Annotated in this window: 16 protein-coding genes and 5 tRNA genes; 6 read left to right on the top strand and 15 right to left on the bottom strand. The window is 54.6% G+C overall.

Annotated features, from left to right (window positions below; all coding sequences use genetic code 11):
- Positions 1-24: 24 nt before the first annotated feature.
- The 8 genes from corA to lptM form a co-directional block, all read right to left on the bottom strand.
- Entirely contained in the window at positions 25-975 is a 951-nt protein-coding gene (corA, locus tag ABOC97_RS19180) for a magnesium/cobalt transporter CorA (protein WP_234501762.1), read from the bottom strand.
- Between the two features lie 151 nt (positions 976-1,126).
- Positions 1,127-1,183: a YsgD/CorL family protein gene (ysgD, locus tag ABOC97_RS19175; protein ID WP_218007475.1), complete on the bottom strand. Its 57-nt coding sequence runs from the start codon at positions 1,181-1,183 to the stop codon at positions 1,127-1,129.
- Between the two features lie 147 nt (positions 1,184-1,330).
- Positions 1,331-3,493 (bottom strand): DNA helicase II, encoded by a 2,163-nt coding sequence (gene uvrD, locus ABOC97_RS19170; protein WP_349600845.1) that lies wholly within the window; start codon positions 3,491-3,493, stop codon positions 1,331-1,333.
- Positions 3,494-3,631: 138 nt separating this feature from the next.
- The gene (gene yigB / locus ABOC97_RS19165; RefSeq protein ID WP_349600842.1) at positions 3,632-4,348 is read right to left on the bottom strand and encodes a 5-amino-6-(5-phospho-D-ribitylamino)uracil phosphatase YigB; all 717 of its coding nucleotides are present in this window, start codon (positions 4,346-4,348) and stop codon (positions 3,632-3,634) included.
- Entirely contained in the window at positions 4,348-5,250 is a 903-nt protein-coding gene (gene xerC / locus ABOC97_RS19160; protein WP_349600839.1) for a tyrosine recombinase XerC, read from the bottom strand. Before xerC ends, yigB begins: the two co-directional genes overlap by 1 nt.
- Positions 5,247-5,954 (bottom strand): DUF484 domain-containing protein, encoded by a 708-nt coding sequence (locus ABOC97_RS19155; RefSeq protein WP_349600836.1) that lies wholly within the window; start codon positions 5,952-5,954, stop codon positions 5,247-5,249. Before ABOC97_RS19155 ends, xerC begins: the two co-directional genes overlap by 4 nt.
- Entirely contained in the window at positions 5,951-6,775 is an 825-nt protein-coding gene (gene dapF / locus ABOC97_RS19150) for a diaminopimelate epimerase (protein WP_234501790.1), read from the bottom strand. The genes ABOC97_RS19155 and dapF overlap by 4 nt, the downstream gene beginning before the upstream one ends.
- A 35-nt stretch (positions 6,776-6,810) precedes the next feature.
- Entirely contained in the window at positions 6,811-7,014 is a 204-nt protein-coding gene (lptM, locus tag ABOC97_RS19145) for an LPS translocon maturation chaperone LptM (RefSeq protein WP_349600833.1), read from the bottom strand.
- Positions 7,015-7,152: 138 nt separating this feature from the next.
- On the opposite strand from lptM, the gene cyaY reads away from it, so the two are divergent.
- Positions 7,153-7,473 carry an iron donor protein CyaY gene (gene cyaY / locus ABOC97_RS19140; protein WP_349600831.1) on the top strand — a complete coding sequence of 107 codons (321 nt, stop codon included), beginning with the start codon at positions 7,153-7,155 and terminating at the stop codon, positions 7,471-7,473.
- Between the two features lie 58 nt (positions 7,474-7,531).
- On the opposite strand, the gene cyaA is transcribed toward cyaY, so the two are convergent.
- Positions 7,532-10,078, bottom strand: a complete 2,547-nt coding sequence (gene cyaA / locus ABOC97_RS19135) for a class I adenylate cyclase (RefSeq protein WP_112202279.1) — start codon at positions 10,076-10,078, stop codon at positions 7,532-7,534.
- A gap of 408 nt (positions 10,079-10,486) precedes the next feature.
- Between cyaA and hemC the strand changes: the two genes are divergently transcribed.
- The 5 genes from hemC (at position 10,487) to ABOC97_RS19110 (ending at position 16,968) form a co-directional block, all read left to right on the top strand.
- Positions 10,487-11,428: a hydroxymethylbilane synthase gene (gene hemC / locus ABOC97_RS19130; protein WP_349600827.1), complete on the top strand. Its 942-nt coding sequence runs from the start codon at positions 10,487-10,489 to the stop codon at positions 11,426-11,428.
- A complete protein-coding gene (gene hemD / locus ABOC97_RS19125) occupies positions 11,425-12,165 on the top strand; it encodes a uroporphyrinogen-III synthase (protein WP_349600824.1) in 741 nt (246 codons plus the stop codon). The genes hemC and hemD overlap by 4 nt, the downstream gene beginning before the upstream one ends.
- 21 nt (positions 12,166-12,186) lie before the next feature.
- Entirely contained in the window at positions 12,187-13,410 is a 1,224-nt protein-coding gene (gene hemX, locus ABOC97_RS19120; protein ID WP_349600821.1) for a uroporphyrinogen-III C-methyltransferase, read from the top strand.
- Between the two features lie 3 nt (positions 13,411-13,413).
- On the top strand, positions 13,414-14,610 hold the full coding sequence (gene hemY / locus ABOC97_RS19115; protein ID WP_349600818.1) for a protoheme IX biogenesis protein HemY: 1,197 nt from the start codon (positions 13,414-13,416) through the stop codon (positions 14,608-14,610).
- A gap of 705 nt (positions 14,611-15,315) precedes the next feature.
- Positions 15,316-16,968, top strand: coding sequence for a sulfatase-like hydrolase/transferase (locus tag ABOC97_RS19110; RefSeq protein WP_349600815.1), 1,653 nt, complete (start codon positions 15,316-15,318; stop codon positions 16,966-16,968).
- 37 nt (positions 16,969-17,005) lie between these two features.
- Here the strand turns inward: ABOC97_RS19110 and ABOC97_RS19105 are convergent, their stop codons facing one another.
- The 6 genes from ABOC97_RS19105 to ABOC97_RS19080 form a co-directional block, all read right to left on the bottom strand.
- A complete protein-coding gene (locus ABOC97_RS19105; RefSeq protein ID WP_349600813.1) occupies positions 17,006-18,241 on the bottom strand; it encodes an anaerobic sulfatase maturase in 1,236 nt (411 codons plus the stop codon).
- Positions 18,242-18,383: 142 nt separating this feature from the next.
- Positions 18,384-18,460: transfer RNA gene (locus ABOC97_RS19100), tRNA-Pro, on the bottom strand.
- Positions 18,461-18,558: 98 nt separating this feature from the next.
- Positions 18,559-18,635, bottom strand: a tRNA-Pro gene (locus ABOC97_RS19095).
- A 48-nt stretch (positions 18,636-18,683) separates the two neighbouring features.
- Positions 18,684-18,770 (bottom strand) — tRNA-Leu (locus tag ABOC97_RS19090).
- 24 nt (positions 18,771-18,794) lie between these two features.
- Positions 18,795-18,870: transfer RNA gene (locus ABOC97_RS19085), tRNA-His, on the bottom strand.
- A 58-nt stretch (positions 18,871-18,928) separates the two neighbouring features.
- Positions 18,929-19,005: transfer RNA gene (locus ABOC97_RS19080), tRNA-Arg, on the bottom strand.
- Positions 19,006-19,099: the final 94 nt, after the last annotated feature.

Genomic DNA, 19,099 nt, shown 5'->3' with positions numbered 1-19,099 from the left:
CGCAGCCGCCATCCGACACAGAGCTTACAGCCAGTTCTTGCGCTTGAAGTAGAGATACGGCGCAAGCCCCGCCAGAATCATAAAGATAATCGCGCCAGGATAGCCAAAACTCCAGCGCAGCTCCGGCATAAACTCAAAGTTCATCCCATAGCTGGACGCCACTAGCGTCGGCGGCAGGAACACCACCGAAACCACCGAGAAGATCTTGATGATGCGGTTCTGCTCGATGTTGATAAAGCCCATCGCCGCCTGCATCAGGAAGTTCACCTTCTGGAACAGCGATTCGTTGTGCGGCAGCAGGGATTCGATATCTCGCAGGATCTCTCGCGCCTGCTCCAGCTGGCTGGCCGGTAAGCGCGCCTTGCGCACCAGGAAGTTCAGCGCGCGCTGGGTATCCATCAGACACAGACGAACCTTCCAGCCGATATCTTCCAGCTCTGCCAGCGTCGAAAGCGCTTCGTCATACTCGTCGCCCTGACGCCCTTCCATAATCACACGGCTGAGCTTTTCCAGGTCGCTGTAGATGTTTTCAATTTCATCCGCCAGCTGTTCGATTTTGGTTTCGAACAAATCGAGCAGCAGTTCGTAGGCGTTGCCATCCACCATCAGCTGGCTACGGGCGCGCATACGATACAGACGGAACGCGGGCAATTCACGTTCGCGCAGGGTAAACAGACGCCCTTCACGGATGGTAAATGCCACGGTCGAGTTACCGGCATGATCGTCCGCATCTTCATAAAAGAAGAAGGAGTGAATATGCAGGCCGTCTTCGTCTTCAAAAAAACGTGCGGATGCTTCGATGTCTTCCAGTTCAGGGCGCGTGGCCAGGTTCTGGCCCAAATCCTTTTGCACACGGTTTCGTTCATCGTCATCCGGCTCGACTAAATCAACCCAAACCGAACTGGCCAGGTGCTCAATCTCGTCCGCTTCAAGACGCGTTAAACGATTATTTTCCAGTTGAAATGCGCTCAGCATGACCGGGACTCCCAATGCAAAAAATTATCGGACAGCCGGTGGGCACACAGAAACTACAGGGGTTTCAGACCATTAAACAGCCTGACTCAATGCGACGGGATAAATACGGGTCGCTGACAACCGCTAAGGCTATCAGCATAAGAGGATAGCCTTAGGAGTTGTTCCTGGATGACAGGAAGGTGAGCCAGCATCTACTGGGTGTGTCCAAGGCTTTGTCCTCTTAGCGTAATCGTGCGCGCATGTTACGCCAGCAAAAAAACGGCGTCAACACGCAACGAAACGCTAACCGGCATTAATTACCTTCAGTTCAGTAAGGCTAGCAGATCGTTACAAAATAATGATATTTTTCTGAATGTTATACGGTTTCCAGTCTGGCATAGGCTGCCACCAGCCATTTAATCCCCTGCCCCTGGAACGCGACCTGCAGGCGGCTATGCTCGCCGCTGCCTTCCAGATTAACAATGGTGCCTTCACCAAACTTGGCGTGACGAACGCGCTGACCAAGCTTGTAGCCGGTGTCGTTTTCCGCCATCGGTGTGCCCATGCGCTGATGGTTCACCGGGCGGCTCACCGTCGCGCGTAGACGCACTTCCTCTACGCACTGCTCGGGCAGTTCGCCGATAAAGCGCGATGGACGATGGTACACCTCTTTGCCGTACAGGCGGCGCGTTTCCGCATAGGTCAGCGTCAGCTTCTGCATGGCGCGGGTCACGCCAACGTAGGCCAGACGACGCTCTTCTTCCAGACGGCCGCCTTCATCCAGCGACATCTGGCTTGGGAACATCCCCTCTTCCATACCGACGATAAATACCTGTGGGAACTCCAGACCTTTGGCCGAGTGGAGGGTCATCAACTGCACCGCATCCTGCCAGGTATCGGCCTGACCTTCGCCCGCTTCCAGCGCCGCGTGGGAGAGGAATGCCTGCAGCGGCAGTAAATCCTCTTCTTCTTCGTTGTAGCTGAACTGGCGCGTCGCCGTCACCAGTTCGTCTAAGTTCTCGATACGCGTCTGCCCCTTCTCGCCTTTCTCCTGCTCGTACATCATGCGCAGGCCGGAATCTTTCACCACCCGGTCAGTCTGTACGTGCAGCGGCATATCGGCAGTTTCCTGCGCCAGTGCGTCAATCAGTTCCATAAAACGCTGTAACGCGCTGGCGGCGCGCCCGGCGAGCGCCTTCTCCTGCAACAGTTCGCGGCAGGCCTGCCACAGCGTAAGCTGACGGTCACGCGAAGCCTGGCGCACCACGTCCAGCGTGCGATCGCCGATACCGCGCGTTGGCGTATTCACCACACGCTCAAAGGCCGCATCGTCGTTGCGGTTGGAAATCAGGCGCAGGTAGGAGAGCGCGTCTTTAATTTCCTGACGTTCGAAGAAGCGCATACCGCCGTAAATACGGTACGGCATACTGACCTGCAGCAACGCCTCTTCCAGCACGCGCGATTGGGCGTTGCTGCGATAGAGAATTGCGCACTGCTCAAGCGCGCCGCCGTTGTCCTGCCAGGTTTTGATACGGTTCACCACGAAGCGAGCTTCGTCGAGTTCGTTGAATGCGCAGTAGAGCGAAATCGGTTCGCCGTCGACGCCGTCGGTCCACAGTTTTTTGCCCAGACGCCCGTTGTTGTTTTCAATCAGGGCGTTGGCGGCACTGAGGATATTGCTGGTCGAACGGTAGTTCTGCTCCAGACGGATGGTTTCGGCGCCGGGGAAATCGTTCAGGAAGCGCTGGATATTTTCCACCTGCGCTCCGCGCCAGCCGTAGATTGACTGGTCATCATCGCCGACGATCATCACCTTTCCGGTGTCACCGGCCAACAGGCGGATCCACGCGTATTGGATGTTGTTGGTATCCTGGAATTCATCCACCAGAATATTGGTAAAACGTTCGCGATAGTGCTGAAGAATATGCGGTTTGTTGAGCCACAGCTCGTGGGCGCGCAGCAGCAGCTCGGCGAAATCCACCAGCCCGGCGCGGTCACAGGCTTCCTGATACGCCTGATAGACCTTCTGCCAGGTCTGTTCAACCGGGTTGCCATAGCTCTGCAAATGATGCGGACGCAGCCCTTCGTCTTTCTGGCTGTTGATAAACCACATCGCCTGACGCGGCGGCCACTGCTTCTCATCAAGGTTCATCGCCTTGATAAGACGCTTCAGTAAACGCAGCTGGTCTTCGCTGTCGAGGATTTGGAAATCCTGCGGCAGGTTGGCGTCCAGATGGTGCGCTCGCAGAAGGCGGTGCGCCAGCCCGTGGAAGGTACCGACCCACATGCCGCCCTGAGACGTCCCCATCAGCTGCGCGATACGGTGGCGCATTTCCGCCGCAGCTTTGTTGGTGAAGGTCACCGCCATAATGGAGTATGGCGAGCAGTTTTCCACGCTTTGCAGCCAGGCAATACGGTGTACCAGCACGCGCGTCTTACCACTACCAGCCCCAGCGAGCACCAGCATATTGGTACGCTTTGCCGCGACGGCTTCGCGCTGTTTATCATTGAGGCTGTCGAGCAGGTAAGAAACGTCCATTGGCACCGCCGCGTAGTAATCAGGAAAAAAACGGAACGCCCGCTGGCGCTTCGCTTACCGGGCCTACGTCATCGTAGGGCGGATAAGCATAGCGCCATCCGCCAAAAACCCTGGAATTTTATACAGAACTACCGGGAATTATATCAGCGAGGTCAGAGATGCCAACCGCGAAATCTCAACATGTGGTAACAAACGGCTGTCGGCGGTCTGCATCAGGTCGGCATTTTCCGGCTTAATCCAGCAGGCCTGCATGCCGCAGCGGATGGCGCCCGCGACATCAGTGGTCAGGTCATCGCCTACGTGCAGGATCTCGCCGAGCGGGACGTTGAGCTTATCCGCCGCCAGATGATACATGTCGGCGTACGGTTTCGAGCGCCCATCAGGGCCTGCGCGCAGCACAAACTCGAAATAGCCGCTCAGCCCGAACAGCTCCGGCTGGGCGTTACCGTTGGTGATCGCCACCAGCGGCCATTTCTGCGCCAGCTTGGTTAGGGTGTCGTGGGTTTCCTGCGGAACATCAATCCGGCTGCGCCACTCGGCAAAATTGGCCATCGCCGCATCGGCTCCCGCAGTCGCCTCTTGCGCCGTCAGTCCCGCTTTACGCAGGCCGTGCTCCAGCGCGCGCCAACGCCATTCGGTAACGTCGTGGTAAATCTCCGGTTCACATTGCAGCAGCTCATCGCGCCAGCTTTGCAGCATTCGCGCATCAAAGTTCACCAACGCCGGATGGTAGCCGCGCACAAAATTCAGCGACTCCTGCATCGTACGGTCAATCACCGGGCGGTTATCATAAAGGGTATCGTCGAGGTCAAACGTCAACGCGGCAATGGTGCCCAGCGGTCGATAAAAACGCATTATTTCTCCCGTTTGGCGCGTGGATGCGCCGCATCGTACACCGTAGCAAGGTGTTGAAAATCAAGGTGGGTATAGATTTGGGTGGTCGATAGATTGGCGTGGCCCAGCAGTTCCTGCACCCCGCGCAAATCACCGCTCGACTCCAGCATATGGGTAGCGAACGAGTGGCGCAGCTTGTGCGGATTGACGTGACTGTTCAGCCCCTGCTTGATGCCCCATTCGGCGAAGCGTTTTTGCACGTTACGCGCTGAAATACGCTTGCCCAGTTTCGACAGAAACAGCGCATCGTCATCACCGCCGAACAGCCCGCGCAGATCGAGCCAGTGTTCAATCCACGTCACGGCGTTGCGGCCAATCGGCAGACGGCGCTCTTTGCTCCCTTTGCCGAGCACCCACACTTCACCGGTATCGAGATCGAGATGTTTGATATCCAGCCCAACCAGTTCAGACAAACGCAGGCCGGCGCCGTACATCACTTCCAGCATTGCGCGATCGCGCACCGCCAGCGGATCGTTGAGATCGATATCCAGCAGGCGATTCACATCGTCGACGTCGATATTCTTTGGCAGGTGGCGCGGGGCTTTAGGTGCGGCAATCCCTTTCGCCGGGTTTGCCAGAAGCTCGCCTTGGCTCACCATCCAATCAAAGAAGCTGCGCAGCGCAGATAGGCGTAGCGCCAGACTTGCCGCACCGAGCCCTTTACGGCGGCTGCGGGTAGCAAAACTGCGCACCATCGCAGCATCACATTGTTGCCAATTCTGCAGGCCCATTGCGCTGGCCAGTTCAATAATGGCATCAAGCTGACGCTGATAGTTCAGTAAGGTAATCGGGCTAAGCTGCCGCTCCACGCCCAGATAGCGTAGAAAACGCGTCACGGCGGGCGTCAGCGAGGTGTCGGTCATACGCGTTCAATCCATCGTTCCAGCAGGCCAGGCAGCATAAGGGCAATTTCCTGCAAAAGCTGCGTTCCCTGCCCAGCTTGATAATGGTGTGGGTCGCGGCTGCTGAACAGAATAACCCCGAGATCGCCATCGCTGCCCATCATCGATACCGCGACTGAACCCACCGCTTTTGCTTCAGGTAACAGCAGCAGCAGCTCAGGACCATTCAGCGTGCCGAGATAGTGGTTTTCCTGCCCCAGACGCTGTATCCGCAGCGGCTCAAAAGCCTGCCGCGAGAGGACGAGGTGGGTATATTTTGAGGGTGCACCGAGCCGCCAGCGATCGGAGAATAGACGCAGCGATGCGCCCGCCAGCCCCAGCTCACGGGCCCAACGGTGAAACCGCAGCAGAAGATCGTCGAGGCTTTCCGCACAGGCCAGTCGATTTTGCAGATGCAGCAGGCGATAGAACAGCCCTTCGTTGGCTGCGGCCTGATCCATCAACTGGTCCATATTCTCTTCGAGCATCGCGATGTAGTTGCGCGAACGCGCCATGTGCCACTCAACCAGTGACACCATACCCCGCACCGGGTGCGGGACGCGCATTTGCTCAACCACGGCGGCATTACGAATAAAGAACTCAGGATGTTGCAACAGATAGTCCGCCACCGCGCGATCATCTAGCGCGGTGGCGGCGTCCTGTTGTTCTTCCCCGACGTGTTTCATAGGTGAATAAATCCGTCATAGACATGTGCCGCCGGGCCAGTCATAAACAGCGGTTGGCCCGGGCCCTTCCAGGCGATATCAAGACGCCCGCCCGGTAATTCCACGCGCACCTCTTCCGCCAGCAAACCTTGTTGAATACCGACGGCGACCGCAGCACAGGCCCCGCTTCCGCAAGCCTGCGTTTCGCCCGCGCCGCGTTCATAGACCCGCAGACGGATGTGTTCGCGCTTCACAATCTGCATAAAACCAATATTCGCGCGCTCAGGGAAACGTTCATGGCTTTCCATTAACGGGCCCAGCGTTTCTACCGTAGCGGTGTCAACGTCATCAACCTGAATCACGCAGTGCGGGTTCCCCATGGAAACCACGCCGCACAATACTGTCTGTTCGGCCACACGCATAATATAGGTCTTTTCCGCTTTGTTAGCGCGGAACGGTACCTGCGATGGCTCAAAGTTAGGCTCACCCATGTTGACGCGAACCAACTCATCATCCGTAACGGTTAATACCATACGACCATTCGCCGTACTCACGCGGATCTCACGTTTATTGGTCAGGCCTTTCAGGCGCACAAAACGTGCGAAGCAGCGTGCGCCGTTACCACATTGCGAAACTTCGCTGCCATCGGCGTTGAAAATGCGATAGTGGAAATCCAGATCGGGATCGTAAGGCGGTTCAACAACCAATAGCTGGTCGAAGCCCACGCCGTGATGCCTGTCGGCCAGGCGACGAATCAGCTCTGGCGAGAAAAAAACATTCTGCGTTACCGCGTCGACAACCATGAAATCGTTGCCGAGGCCATGCATTTTAGAAAACTGCATCATCTACTCCAGTTGCGCGGAACAGAACGTATTAATTAGTAATTAACCTGCGTCGGGCCGCCGTTATCACCGCGGTCGTTGCGATCCGGAGTATCACTTTGCACCGGAGGCGTCACCGATTTGGTCGGCTGTGGTGCCGTTTTATCAGCCGGAGGGAAAAATAGCGGGCCTTTCAGGCCACAGCCTGCAAGGCTAAACAAGGCGAGTAACACCGCCAGCGGTCGAAAAATCTTATTCATTCTTAAGATGCCTGTAGTTCAATGCTTTCTATTTTCTATCATCGCAGGAGAAGGCGCAAAAGCAAGCGTTAAGCGCCTGACTGCAACGTGATTTGTTTCACGCTATACTGCCGAATCACTAAAAAACGGGAAACGACAATGAACGACAGTGAATTTCATCGCCTGGCCGATACCCTGTGGCTAACCATTGAAGAACGTCTGGACGATTGGGACGGCGACAGCGATATCGACTGCGAAATCAACGGTGGCGTACTGACTATCAGCTTTGAAAACGGTAGCAAAATTATTATTAACCGCCAGGAGCCATTGCACCAGGTGTGGCTGGCCACCAAGCAGGGCGGCTACCACTTTGACCTGAAAGGTGACGAGTGGGTCTGTGACCGCAGCGGCGAAAATTTCTGGGATTTACTGGAACAGGCGGCTACGCATCAGTCGGGCGAAACGGTGAAATTCCGTTAAGATTTCTTGCCGGATAACGGTGTAAACCGCCGTATCCGGCATTTAGAACGATGCTGTTTTACGAAAAATACTGCTGCAACAGCGGCGTATTATCGTTGTCGTGATGAGACGGTGGCGGCGTCAGCGCCTGGCTGCGGAAAGGAATCACCTGCGCACGGCCATCAACCTTCACAATCTGGTAGAACTGCGGCAGGTTGAAGTTGATAAAGCTGGAGCCGTAGGTGAAGCGATCGTGTGATGACGAGTAGAACCGGCTAACATCGCGCACCAGCTCTTCTTTACTGCCCTCACAGTGGTGATACACCTCTGCGCGGTTGCTCTCATCCAGAATATAGATATTAAAGCCCTGTTCTTCACCTGACTCTTCAAAGAAGAACTGGATGATCCCTTCGCTGGCGAAGCCGTCAACCACCTGTGGCAATTCGACGTGATTGGTCTCAACCTGCACAGACAGGCCGTGCAGCTTGTTGTGCGAGATAGCGCCGTAAAACTCGATGGCGTTTTCCAGCTTCTGCACCGACACATTCAGACGTTCAAAGAACAGTCCCCATGTTTGCCCGGAGACGCGCAGCGCTTTAAAGCGGCCAGTTTCCTGACGGGTGCTGGAGAGACGCAGTTCAATACACTCAGAAACCAGCTGCTGCACGCGAGTACGGATTAAACCGCGCAAATGCTGGCTGTAGCAGAAAACTTCGACGCTGTCCGGCGGCGCGGCGTCCTGGTGCATTTTGCCGAGAATAGTTTTCAGCGCTTCAATCATCGCCTGCTCGCCGTTGAAGTGCAGCGTACGCACCTCGTTCCACGAGTTGCGGTACAGCAGGTCAACGCTGCCAACCAGGCATTTCTGATCTTCGCCGAAGCTGAAGGTATCGAGCTTACGGAAGTCAAAATGCACCACCTGATTGCGGAAGGCCGCGGTTGGGTCGTATTCCAGGTTGACGATGATCGCCAGATGGCGAATTTCGCACGGGCTGTACAAGGCTTTTGGCGTCGGCGCCGGCAGGCGCAGCGGGAAGTGGTGCGACACATCGGCCACCATCTCCTGAAGTTTCGCCAGGTCGACGATCTCATTGCCTTTAATAAACAGACGCGTGCGCGAAGTCAGCAAGCCGTTAAACCACGCCCAGGCCACCAGCTTATTGAGATAGCGGTTATATTCCAGCGGCTGATGGCTGATGATGGATTCCATGTTCGGCGCGCGGTTGTAGAGATACCAACCCGTACGGTTGGCACGTCCCGGCGGAACATAGATAAAGGTCAGATTGGGTTCGGACAAGTCCGGGGAGATTTGCGGGTTAACCAGCGTCACTTTACCCGGCAGCGCTTCAAACGCCGCGTACAGTTTACGCGTCAGCACGCCGATATCCTGCGGGCTGGCCGAAACGCTGAGGTTGTTACGGCGCGCGAAACGAATCAGGTTACGATAGCTCTGCATCATCGCGTCGAGCAGTTCGTTATGCGCCTCGCGCACCTGATCGATTTTCCAGTTAGCGCGGTTATCGAGCATAGCCAGACGCTCTTCGCTCCAGCCCCACTCTTTCACCAGTTGCCCCACCACTTCACGACGCCAACCAACGCAGGCGCGTTCACGGCTGAGCTTTTCGCATACTTTGAGGTAGAAGCAGCGGCGAACGAGGTCGAGACGTGTTTCGTCTTCAATCGCCTTCAGATACTCGGTAACGCGTTCTAGCATCATGCAGTAGGCATCGAGACCGAAGGAGACGATCTCGCCGTCATGCAGGCGCTGTTTAATGTCTTTTGCCAACAGATGCGTGTTGGGATATTCCCAGGAGTAGGCTTCCAGCAGCAGAGTTTTCAACACCGCTTTATATGGGGAGTCGATACTTTTGTAGAGCTGCCACAGGCTGGCGCCAAAGTACTCTTCGGCAGAGAGCGAGCTCAATCCGCCGAGGTCGAGCCATTCATTTGGCGTCAGTACACCCTGAGCGTACAGCGTCATGACGTAATCGTCGTAGTGCTCTTCTTCCTCGCACGGCACCATATTCCACAGAATACGTTTGCCCGCCAGGCGCACCGCCGTACGGTAAAATTCGTCGAGCAGTAAAATATGTTGCGTTGAGCCACAGTCTTCACCGCCGAGGCTACCGCTTTCATTGTGACGGAAGCGGTTCTCATCGATTAGGAAAAAACTGACTTCAACGCCCAGCGATGCCGCCCAGCTTTCCAACAGGCTACATTTGCGCTGTAATAATTGGCGTTCGTCATTATCGAGCCACGATTGGTGACAGACCCAGATATCCAAATCAGAAGAGCAGCTCTGGCCGACGGACGAGGTACTGCCCATCGAGTAGATGCCGGTGATCGGCAGCTCGCCCTTCGCAGAAGTCTGCGGCGGCATACCGCGATGCAGCTCGAGTTCGTCGAGATAATGACGTTGGGTTTCATCAGGCGTGTAGAGGCAGATGCCCTTGGGAACGTTACCGTCAAGGTAACCCGGCATCAGCGGATGATGATAATGTAATAATGTCGGCAGTAGACTGTATACCTGCTGGAAAGCAGGGCCCATGGCAGCAAGCGCGCGATCTACACGCAGTTGGTTGATGGCATCCAGTCTCTGTTTTAGCGTCTCAATATAGAGGTACAAGACATATCGCCTGATGTTCAAAACCGCGGCGTATCGTAAAAGTGCAGATACGGAGGTTTTTAATATTTCAACAAGAAGAACCGTTACCGTTTCTCGTCCGCCGTTGTGATTATCAAAATTCGGACAAAAATCGGTTTAAAACGTGATCAATCTAACACCTTGCCGGTTGACCGTAAAGAATGTTGCACTACAACAAGTGTAGCATTGAATGCTGCTGTAAACCCCGGCATACGATCAAGACAGTGCCAGTAATAAACGGTAAACACAACCCCGTTTATACCTGCCATCATTTACGCAACGGGCACATTTCCTGCATTGCGATTTGATTAGGGTATGAAACCCTGAAAACTAACATCATTAAGGTAACAATGTTACGATGAACAACGGACGATAATGACGGTAACAAGCATGTTAGACAAAGTTTTGAGAATTGCCACACGCCAAAGTCCGCTCGCTCTCTGGCAAGCGCACTATGTAAAAGAACGCCTGATGGCCTGCCATCCAGGGCTGACGGTGACGCTTGTCCCGATGGTCACCCGCGGCGATATTATCCTTGATACTCCGCTGGCTAAGGTGGGCGGCAAAGGGCTGTTTGTTAAAGAACTTGAGCTGGCATTGCTTGAAGACCGTGCCGATATCGCCGTGCATTCCATGAAGGATGTCCCGGTCGAGTTCCCGCAGGGGCTGGGTCTCGTCACCATCTGCGAACGCGAAGATCCGCGTGACGCCTTCGTTTCAAATCATTACGCCTGTATGGATGATCTCCCGGCAGGCAGCATCGTCGGCACCTCCAGCCTGCGTCGCCAGTGCCAGATTGCCCAGCGCCGTCCGGACCTGGTGATCCGCTCGTTGCGCGGCAACGTCGGCACTCGACTCAGCAAACTCGATAACGGCGATTACGATGCCATCATCCTGGCCGTTGCGGGGCTTAAACGCCTTGAGCTGGATGCCCGCGTCCGCCAACCGATGCCGCCAGAAGAGTCGCTCCCGGCCGTTGGCCAGGGTGCAGTCGGTATTGAATGCCGTCTGGATGATGCACAAACGCGCGCACTGCTCGCGCCGTTGAACCACGATGAAACAGCGATTCGTGTATGCGCCGAACGCGCCATGAACATGCGTCTGGAAGGCGGTTGCCAGGTCCCTATCGGCAGCTATGCCGAATTGGTCGATGGCGAGCTGTGGCTACGCGCGCTGGTTGGCTCGCCTGATGGCCGTGAGACGGTCCGTGGTGAACGCCGTGGTAAACCGGAAGACGCCGAGAAAATGGGCATTGAACTGGCTGATGAACTGCTCGATAACGGTGCCCGTGAAATTCTGGCTGCCGTTTACGACGGGGATGCGGCCATATGACCATTCTGGTAACTCGCCCCTCTTTGCAAGGCGAAGAGTTAGTCAGCCGTTTGCGCTCGCTGGGGCAGGTTGCCTGGAGTTTCCCACTCATTGAATTTACCCCCGGCCGCGAGCTAAATACGCTCAGCCAAAGGCTAAAGACATTGGGCGATGGTGATTTGGTCTTCGCACTGTCGCAGCACGCCGTTAGCTTCGCCCACGCCCAGCTCCAGCAGCAACACCTTCTCTGGCCTACCGCGCCCCGCTATTTTGCCATTGGCCGTACCACGGCATTAGCGCTGCATCAGGTCAGTGGTCTTGACGTTCGCTATCCATTAGATCGGGAAATCAGCGAAGTGTTGCTACAATTACCTGAATTGCAAACTATTGCCGGTAAGAAAGCGCTCATCCTTCGCGGCAATGGTGGCCGGGAACTGTTGACCGAGACACTCACCGCGCGCGGTGCAGAGGTAACGCTTTGTGAATGCTATCAGCGCTGTCCTGTTCACTATGATGGCGCCGAAGAAGCCATGCGTTGGCAGGCCCGTGAAGTCACCACGCTTGTCGTCACTAGCGGTGAAATGCTGCAACAACTTTGGACGCTTATTCCCCTCTGGTACCGGGAGAGCTGGTTGCTCAAATGCCGGTTACTGGTCGTGAGTGAACGTATTGCAAAACTGGCCCAGGAGATGGGCTGGCAGGATATTCAGGTTGCCGATAGCGCAGACAACGATGCGCTGCTGCGCGCACTACAATAACTCTCAAAATTGGAAGCCATAATGACGGAACAAAAAGAAAACTCCGCCGTGGTTGAAGAGTCCGGGGAAGCCGTGAACATCACGCCGCAGCCCGAATCTAATCAGCCCGCAACCGCTGAGAAAAAAAATAACAGCGGAAAAACCAGCCTCGTTCTGAGCGCGGTCGCCATTGCCATAGCGCTGGCAGCAGGCGTTGGCCTATACGGCTGGGGCAAACAGCAGGCCGTCAACCAAACCACCACCAGCGATACCCTCGCCAATCAGCTCATTGCGCTGCAAAAAGCGCAGGATGCGCAAAAAGAGGCGCTGGAAACGACCATCAAACAGCAGGCAACCCAGTTGGATGAGGCGAAGGCCCAACAAGGTGAAATGGCCAAACAGCTGGATGAAGTGCAGCAAAAAGTGGCCGCAATCTCCGGCACCGATGCCAAAACCTGGCTTCTTTCACAATCTGATTTTCTCGTTAAGCTGGCTGGTCGCAAACTGTGGAGCGATCAGGACGTGACCACCGCCGCGGCGCTGTTAAAAAGCGCTGACGCCAGCCTTGCCGACATGAACGATCCGAGCTTAATCACCGCTCGCCGGGCGCTGACGGAAGATATTGCCAGCCTCGCGGCAATCTCACAGGTGGACTACGACGGCATCATTCTCAAGGTGAATCAGCTGGCCAACCAGGTCGATAACCTGCGTCTGGCTGACAATAACAACGATGACTCACCGATGGACAACGACGACGGCGAGCTGTCGGCGTCGCTCAGCGAATGGCGCGTCAATCTGCAGAAAAGCTGGCAGAGCTTTATGGACAGCTTTATCACTATCCGCCGCCGCGATGAAACCGCCGTGCCGCTGTTGGCACCAAACCAGGATATCTACCTGCGGGAAAATATTCGCTCGCAACTGTTAGCCGCCGTACAAGCGGTACCTCGTCATCAGGATGAGACCTACAAACAGGCGCTGGATAACGTGTCCACCTGGGTTCGTGCCTACTACGACACGGAAGACTCCACCACCAAGGCGTTCCTCGACGATATCGAAAAACTCAGCCAGCAAAGCATCAGCATGGACGTACCAGAAACCCTGCAAAGCCAGCCGATTCTGGAAAAGCTGATGCAAACTCGCGTGCGTAACCTGATGGCACAGCCTGCCATTGCACAGCCTGCCATTGCACAGCCCGCTGACGCGCAACCTGCCGTGACGGAGCCTGCACCAGAGCAGCCAGCCGCCGCCGCGCCGCAAGGAGAATAATCGATGCTGAAAGTTCTCTTACTCTTCGCACTGCTGATTGCGGGCATTGTTGTTGGTCCGATGATCGCAGGCCATCAGGGCTATGTCCTGATTCAGACAGATAATTACAACATCGAGACCAGCGTAACCGGGCTGGTCATCATCATGATTCTGGTGATGGTGGTGCTGTTCGCCCTGGAGTGGATTCTACGCCGTATTTTCCGTACCGGTGCCCATACTCGCGGCTGGTTTGTCGGACGTAAACGTCGCCGTGCGCGTAAGCAAACGGAACAGGCGCTGTTGAAGCTGGCGGAAGGCGATTATCAGCAGGTTGAAAAGCTGATGTCGAAAAATGCCGATCACGCAGAGCAGCCGGTGGTGAACTACCTGCTGGCAGCGGAAGCCGCGCAGCAGCGCGGCGATGAAGCACGTGCCAATCAGCATCTGCAGCGCGCGGCGGAAAATGCCGGTAACGATATGATCCCCGTCGAAATTACCCGCGTTCGCCTGCAGCTTGCTCGCAACGAAACCCACGCGGCGCGCCACGGTATCGATAAGCTGCTGGAAATCACCCCGCGTCATCCGGAAGTGCTACGTCTGGCCGAGCAGGCCTACATTCAGACCGGAGCATGGAGTTCACTGCTGGACATCATCCCATCGATGGCGAAAGCCCACGTCGGCGACGATGCTCACCGCGCCGCACTGGAGCAACAAGCGTGGATTGGTCTAATGGATCAAGCTCGTGCCGATCAGGGTAGCGAAGGGCTGCGCGACTGGTGGAAAAACCAGAGCCGTAAAACTCGCCATCAGGTCGCTTTGCAGGTCGCCATGGCCGATCACTTGATTGAATGTGACGATCATGACACCGCCCAGCAGATCATCATCGACGGCCTGAAGCGCCAGTATGACGATCGTCTTGTCATGCTGATACCGCGCCTGAATACCAACAATCCGGAACAGATGGAAAAACTGCTGCGTCAGCAGATTAAAACGGTGGGCGATCGTCCGCTGCTATGGAGCACGCTGGGTCAGTCACTGATGAAACACGGTGAATGGCAGGAAGCAAGCCTGGCCTTCCGCGCGGCGCTCAAACAGCGTCCGGACGCGTTCGACTATGCCTGGCTGGCCGATGTGCTCGACCGCCTGAAGCAACCGGAAGAAGCCGCGACAATGCGCCGGGATGGGTTGATGCTAACGTTACAGAACAACCCGCCAGCGTAAAGTCTGGAATATTTCCTGAGGGGACCGAAAGGTCCCCTTTTTATTGGGCTGGCGGCAAGCTCATCGTCGCAGTACCCGGCTTTCGCCCATAAAAAAACGCCTGCTCGTATCAGGAGCAGGCGTTAAACAGGTTTAATTCGACAACATAATGGGTGCTTCACTCAACGTTATGTCCATGGTGTCTGATGAGGCTAAAGCGACATCTGTCAGTGGACGATAAGCACCGTAAACGGCTCTGCGTCATTCCTGGGTTTATGAAGCCGTAAGGCGAGCATAAGAGATGGAATGAGCATCTACGCGGCGCATTATGTCACAGGATCCCAGGGGATAAAACCTCCTGTTACAGAAAAATATTTCGTTTATCCTGGATAATCATTATTCCCATAGCGACTTCACCCTCACCAAATAAAGAAAGTGAATAAAATAATCAAAATAGATAGTAACGAGCCGCACATGTATTATTTTTATATTTAAAAACAAGTAACAATTTATATTATGTCCCTATCCGCATATCCCCACTCCTTATATTTACAGTAGAGAAATAGAGAGTATAAGATCCCAACCACGACGAGTTCGTGGCGCTGCTCATTTCATATATATTCATAAATATTATAGTGTTACAAAACACATTCATCATTGAGCAGCCTCAGAAATAAAAACACTAATATTTATTGAAATATATATATTGATTATGGAGACTCTATAATGGATTTATCATTCCCTAAAAAGCTACTCGCCATTACGGTGATTGCCGCACTGCCCGTGCTTACCCATGCCACAGATACCCCCGCAGCAGCGGCGGCGAAGCAAGGTGCACCAGGGTACGATCACCCTAACCAATATTTAGGCAAAACGGCAACCTCTATCGCCGACAATATGATGCCAGTGATGATGCATCCTGAGCAGAATAAAGAGACCCAAGCTAAACTGGCCGAGATCCTGAAAAAGACCGGCAAAAAACCGAACGTTGTCATCTTCCTGCTGGATGACGTGGGCTGGATGGACGTCGGTTTCAACGGTGGTGGCATCGCGGTAGGCAACCCAACTCCGGATATTGACGCCGTCGCTAATCAAGGTCTGATCCTTACCTCCGCCTATTCCCAGCCAAGTTCCTCCCCTACCCGTGCAACGATCATGACCGGACAGTACTCCGTCCACCATGGCATTCTGATCCCACCAATGTATGGTCAGCCCGGTGGCCTGGAAGGGTTAACGACGTTGCCAGAACTGCTGCACGATCAGGGTTATGTGACTCAGGCCATCGGTAAATGGCATATGGGGGATAACGAAGGTTCACAGCCGCAGAACGTGGGTTTTGATGACTTCCGTGGCTTCAACTCGGTCTCCGATATGTATACCGAATGGCGTGATGTCCATATGAACCCGGAAGTGGCCCTCAGCCCATCTCGCACCGAGTTCATGAAAAATATGCCGTTCAGCAAAGATGACGTGCACGCGGTACGCGGTGGTAAGGAAGAAGCCATTGCCGATATAACGCCAAAATATATGGAGGACCTCGATCAGCGCTGGATGCAGTACGGCGTCGACTTCCTCAATAAAATGACCAAAAGCGATAAGCCATTCTTCCTCTACTACGGGACTCGCGGCTGCCATTTCGATAACTATCCTAATGCGAAATATGCGGGCAGCTCACCGGCGCGTACAACCTACAGCGACTGTATTGTGGAGATGAACGATATCTTCGCCAATCTCTATAAAACGCTGGAGAAAAATGGCCAGCTTGATAATACGCTTATTGTCTTTACTTCCGATAACGGCCCAGAAGCTGAGCTTCCACCGCATGGCCGAACACCGTTCCGCGGCGCGAAAGGATCTACCTGGGAAGGTGGCGTACGCGTCCCGACATTTGTTTACTGGAAAGGCATGGTCCAACCGCGTAAATCAGAAGGTATCGTCGATCTGGCGGATCTGTTCCCAACAGCGCTGGCGCTGGCCGGTAAGCCAGGTGCCGAAGTTTCCAAGCTGGTGCCAAGTACCACCTTTATCGATGGCGTTGATCAGTCCTCATTCTTCATCGGAACCGATGGTCAATCGAACCGTAAAGCGGAGCACTACTTCCTGAACGGACAGCTTTCAGCCGTACGTATTGATGAGTTCAAATTCTATACATTACTTCAACAGCCATTTGCCTTTACCCAGAGCGGGTATCAGGGCGGCTTCACCGGAACGGTAATGCCAGCGGCGGGGGCAATGCTCTTTAACCTGTATGCTGATCCACAGGAAACCGATTCTGTTGGTATCCGTCACACCCCGATGGGCGTGCCGCTAACCGTTGAAATCGAAGAATATAAGAAAATCCTGCAGAAATACCCACCGAAAACGCAAATTAAGTCGTAAATCGTAGGCCCACTTCCTTACCGGAGGTGGGCCTCTTTTATTGACCCACTTTAATCAGATTCGCGCGCATGATATCGCTGGCGGGTCGACCATTTGCCAGCAGCTCCGCCATTGCTTTCAGATACGGTGGCAAATGGCGAAAATAGCGCTGATAACCAGCGCACAGGTAATTCAATCCAGGCTCACCTGTTGCCGTCAGTGAAAAGCGGTGTTTCGGGCAACCGCCCCAACAGGCCTTCAGAACCTTGCATTCGCGACACTGAGTAGGCAAACGAGCATATTTATCTTTGCCAAACTGCTCCTGCGCTGGAGAGTCGACCATGCTCGCGAACGTATCATGATGCAGGTTGCCAAGTCGGTATTCGGGATAGACGAAGTGATCGCAGGCATAAACATCACCGTTATGCTCCACAACCAGCGAACGCCCACAGGTAGGTTGATGATGACAGACCGTCCCCGACGCGCCGACAAAGCTAGCGAAGGCCCACTCAATATTCATCACAAACACGCGCCCTACGTCGCGCTGGATCCAGCGGTCAAACACCGCTATCAGAAAATCACCGTACGCTTGCGGGGGAACCGACCACGCCGTCAGTGAACCTTTCATTTCTCCAGGCGTATGAAGCGTGAGTCCCGCCTGTGCAGCGGTCTCATCAGCCAACCGTTCGACGACAGGGATAAACTGAATATATTCAACGCCCGCCTCACACAGGAAATCATAGACCTGCAATGGTTCACGGACGCTGGTATGGTTAACGCAGGCCAACACGTTGTAGTTAACCCGGTGTTTTTGTAACAGTCCCAGCGCACGCATCACCAGCTTATGCGTTGGGCGGCCGCCTTTCGTCACACGATACTGGTTGTGGATCTCTGCCGGACCATCAAGCGACAACCCCACCAGAAACTGATGCTGCGCCAGGAACTGGCACCACTCATCATCCAGCAGTACGCCGTTGGTCTGAAAGCTATTGCTGATCTGTCGCCCCGCACCGTATTTCTGTTGCAGAGCCACGGCACGCCGATAGAAATCCAATCCCAGCAGCGTCGGTTCTCCTCCCTGCCAGGTAAAGGCGACCTCATTTTGCGGTTCGCTAGCGGCAATATAACCACGGACATAAGCCTCCAGCGTCGCATCATCCATACGTAGCGATGGGTGAGAGGAGTATAAGGCGTGCTTTTCGAGATAAAAACAGTAGGCGCAGTTCAGATTGCACTCCGAACCACTCGGCTTTGCCATCGCGTGAAACGCACGCGTCGGAACCTGTTGCAGCATGTTCACTCCTTCCTGAGTAAAGCGATATCCATTGGGAAGAAGATAGTACTGCCATGATGAAAAACGAAAGGGGCGTTTGTTGCTGCGGGAGGTGTACGGAATAGCAGAAAACAAAAAACCCCGCCGAAGCGGGGTTCAAAATTGGTCGGCGAGAGAGGATTCGAACCTCCGACCCACTGGTCCCAAACCAGTTGCGCTACCAAGCTGCGCTACTCGCCGAAATACTGCATACTGCTTTTTGAATTTTTAGTTCAATTCGTTTTTTTGTAAACGGAATCCCCGTAAACAAAAAACCCTGCCTTAGCAGGATTCAAAATTGGTCGGCGAGAGAGGATTCGAACCTCCGACCCACTGGTCCCAAACCAGTTGCGCTACCAAGCTGCGCTACTCGCCGAAATTTTGCTTACTGCTTTTGAACTCTTCGTTCAATTCGTTAAAGTCGTGGTGCGAAGGGAGGGACTTGAACCCTCACGTCCGTAAGAACACTAACACCTGAAGCTAGCGCGTCTACCAATTCCGCCACCATCGCATGTTCACAACTCTAATCAAATAATGGGGTGGCTAATGGGATTCGAACCCACGACAACTGGAATCACAATCCAGGGCTCTACCAACTGAGCTATAGCCACCACTGCAAATCTTTCCTACGCGGTTATCAAAACCACCGCAGCTCCAGCACCGGGTAAATGGTGCGCCCGACAGGATTCGAACCTGAGACCTCTGCCTCCGGAGGGCAGCGCTCTATCCAGCTGAGCTACGGGCGCTTAGCGCCGTTGCGGGGTCGGATATTACGGACTTCCTACCCCGCTGTCTAGTGCCTTTTTAAAGAAAATTATCGTTTGCTCATGCTTTGCGCGT

The organism is Kluyvera huaxiensis (assembly GCF_040149365.1).
Taxonomy (GTDB): Bacteria; Pseudomonadota; Gammaproteobacteria; order Enterobacterales; family Enterobacteriaceae; genus Kluyvera; species Kluyvera intermedia_A.
This window is presented reverse-complemented; position numbering and strand designations above follow the sequence as displayed.

Coding starts and splice junctions, on each gene's coding strand:
- lptM (WP_349600833.1), bottom strand. CDS start 7,014: ATGAATAAGATTTTTCGACCGCTGGCGGTGTTACTCGCCTTGTTTAGC.
- hemY (WP_349600818.1), top strand. CDS start 13,414: ATGCTGAAAGTTCTCTTACTCTTCGCACTGCTGATTGCGGGCATTGTT.
- hemD (WP_349600824.1), top strand. CDS start 11,425: ATGACCATTCTGGTAACTCGCCCCTCTTTGCAAGGCGAAGAGTTAGTC.
- ABOC97_RS19110 (WP_349600815.1), top strand. CDS start 15,316: ATGGATTTATCATTCCCTAAAAAGCTACTCGCCATTACGGTGATTGCC.
- ABOC97_RS19155 (WP_349600836.1), bottom strand. CDS start 5,954: ATGAAACACGTCGGGGAAGAACAACAGGACGCCGCCACCGCGCTAGAT.
- hemC (WP_349600827.1), top strand. CDS start 10,487: ATGTTAGACAAAGTTTTGAGAATTGCCACACGCCAAAGTCCGCTCGCT.
- hemX (WP_349600821.1), top strand. CDS start 12,187: ATGACGGAACAAAAAGAAAACTCCGCCGTGGTTGAAGAGTCCGGGGAA.
- ABOC97_RS19105 (WP_349600813.1), bottom strand. CDS start 18,241: ATGCTGCAACAGGTTCCGACGCGTGCGTTTCACGCGATGGCAAAGCCG.
- dapF (WP_234501790.1), bottom strand. CDS start 6,775: ATGCAGTTTTCTAAAATGCATGGCCTCGGCAACGATTTCATGGTTGTC.
- yigB (WP_349600842.1), bottom strand. CDS start 4,348: ATGCGTTTTTATCGACCGCTGGGCACCATTGCCGCGTTGACGTTTGAC.
- cyaY (WP_349600831.1), top strand. CDS start 7,153: ATGAACGACAGTGAATTTCATCGCCTGGCCGATACCCTGTGGCTAACC.
- xerC (WP_349600839.1), bottom strand. CDS start 5,250: ATGACCGACACCTCGCTGACGCCCGCCGTGACGCGTTTTCTACGCTAT.
- corA (WP_234501762.1), bottom strand. CDS start 975: ATGCTGAGCGCATTTCAACTGGAAAATAATCGTTTAACGCGTCTTGAA.
- uvrD (WP_349600845.1), bottom strand. CDS start 3,493: ATGGACGTTTCTTACCTGCTCGACAGCCTCAATGATAAACAGCGCGAA.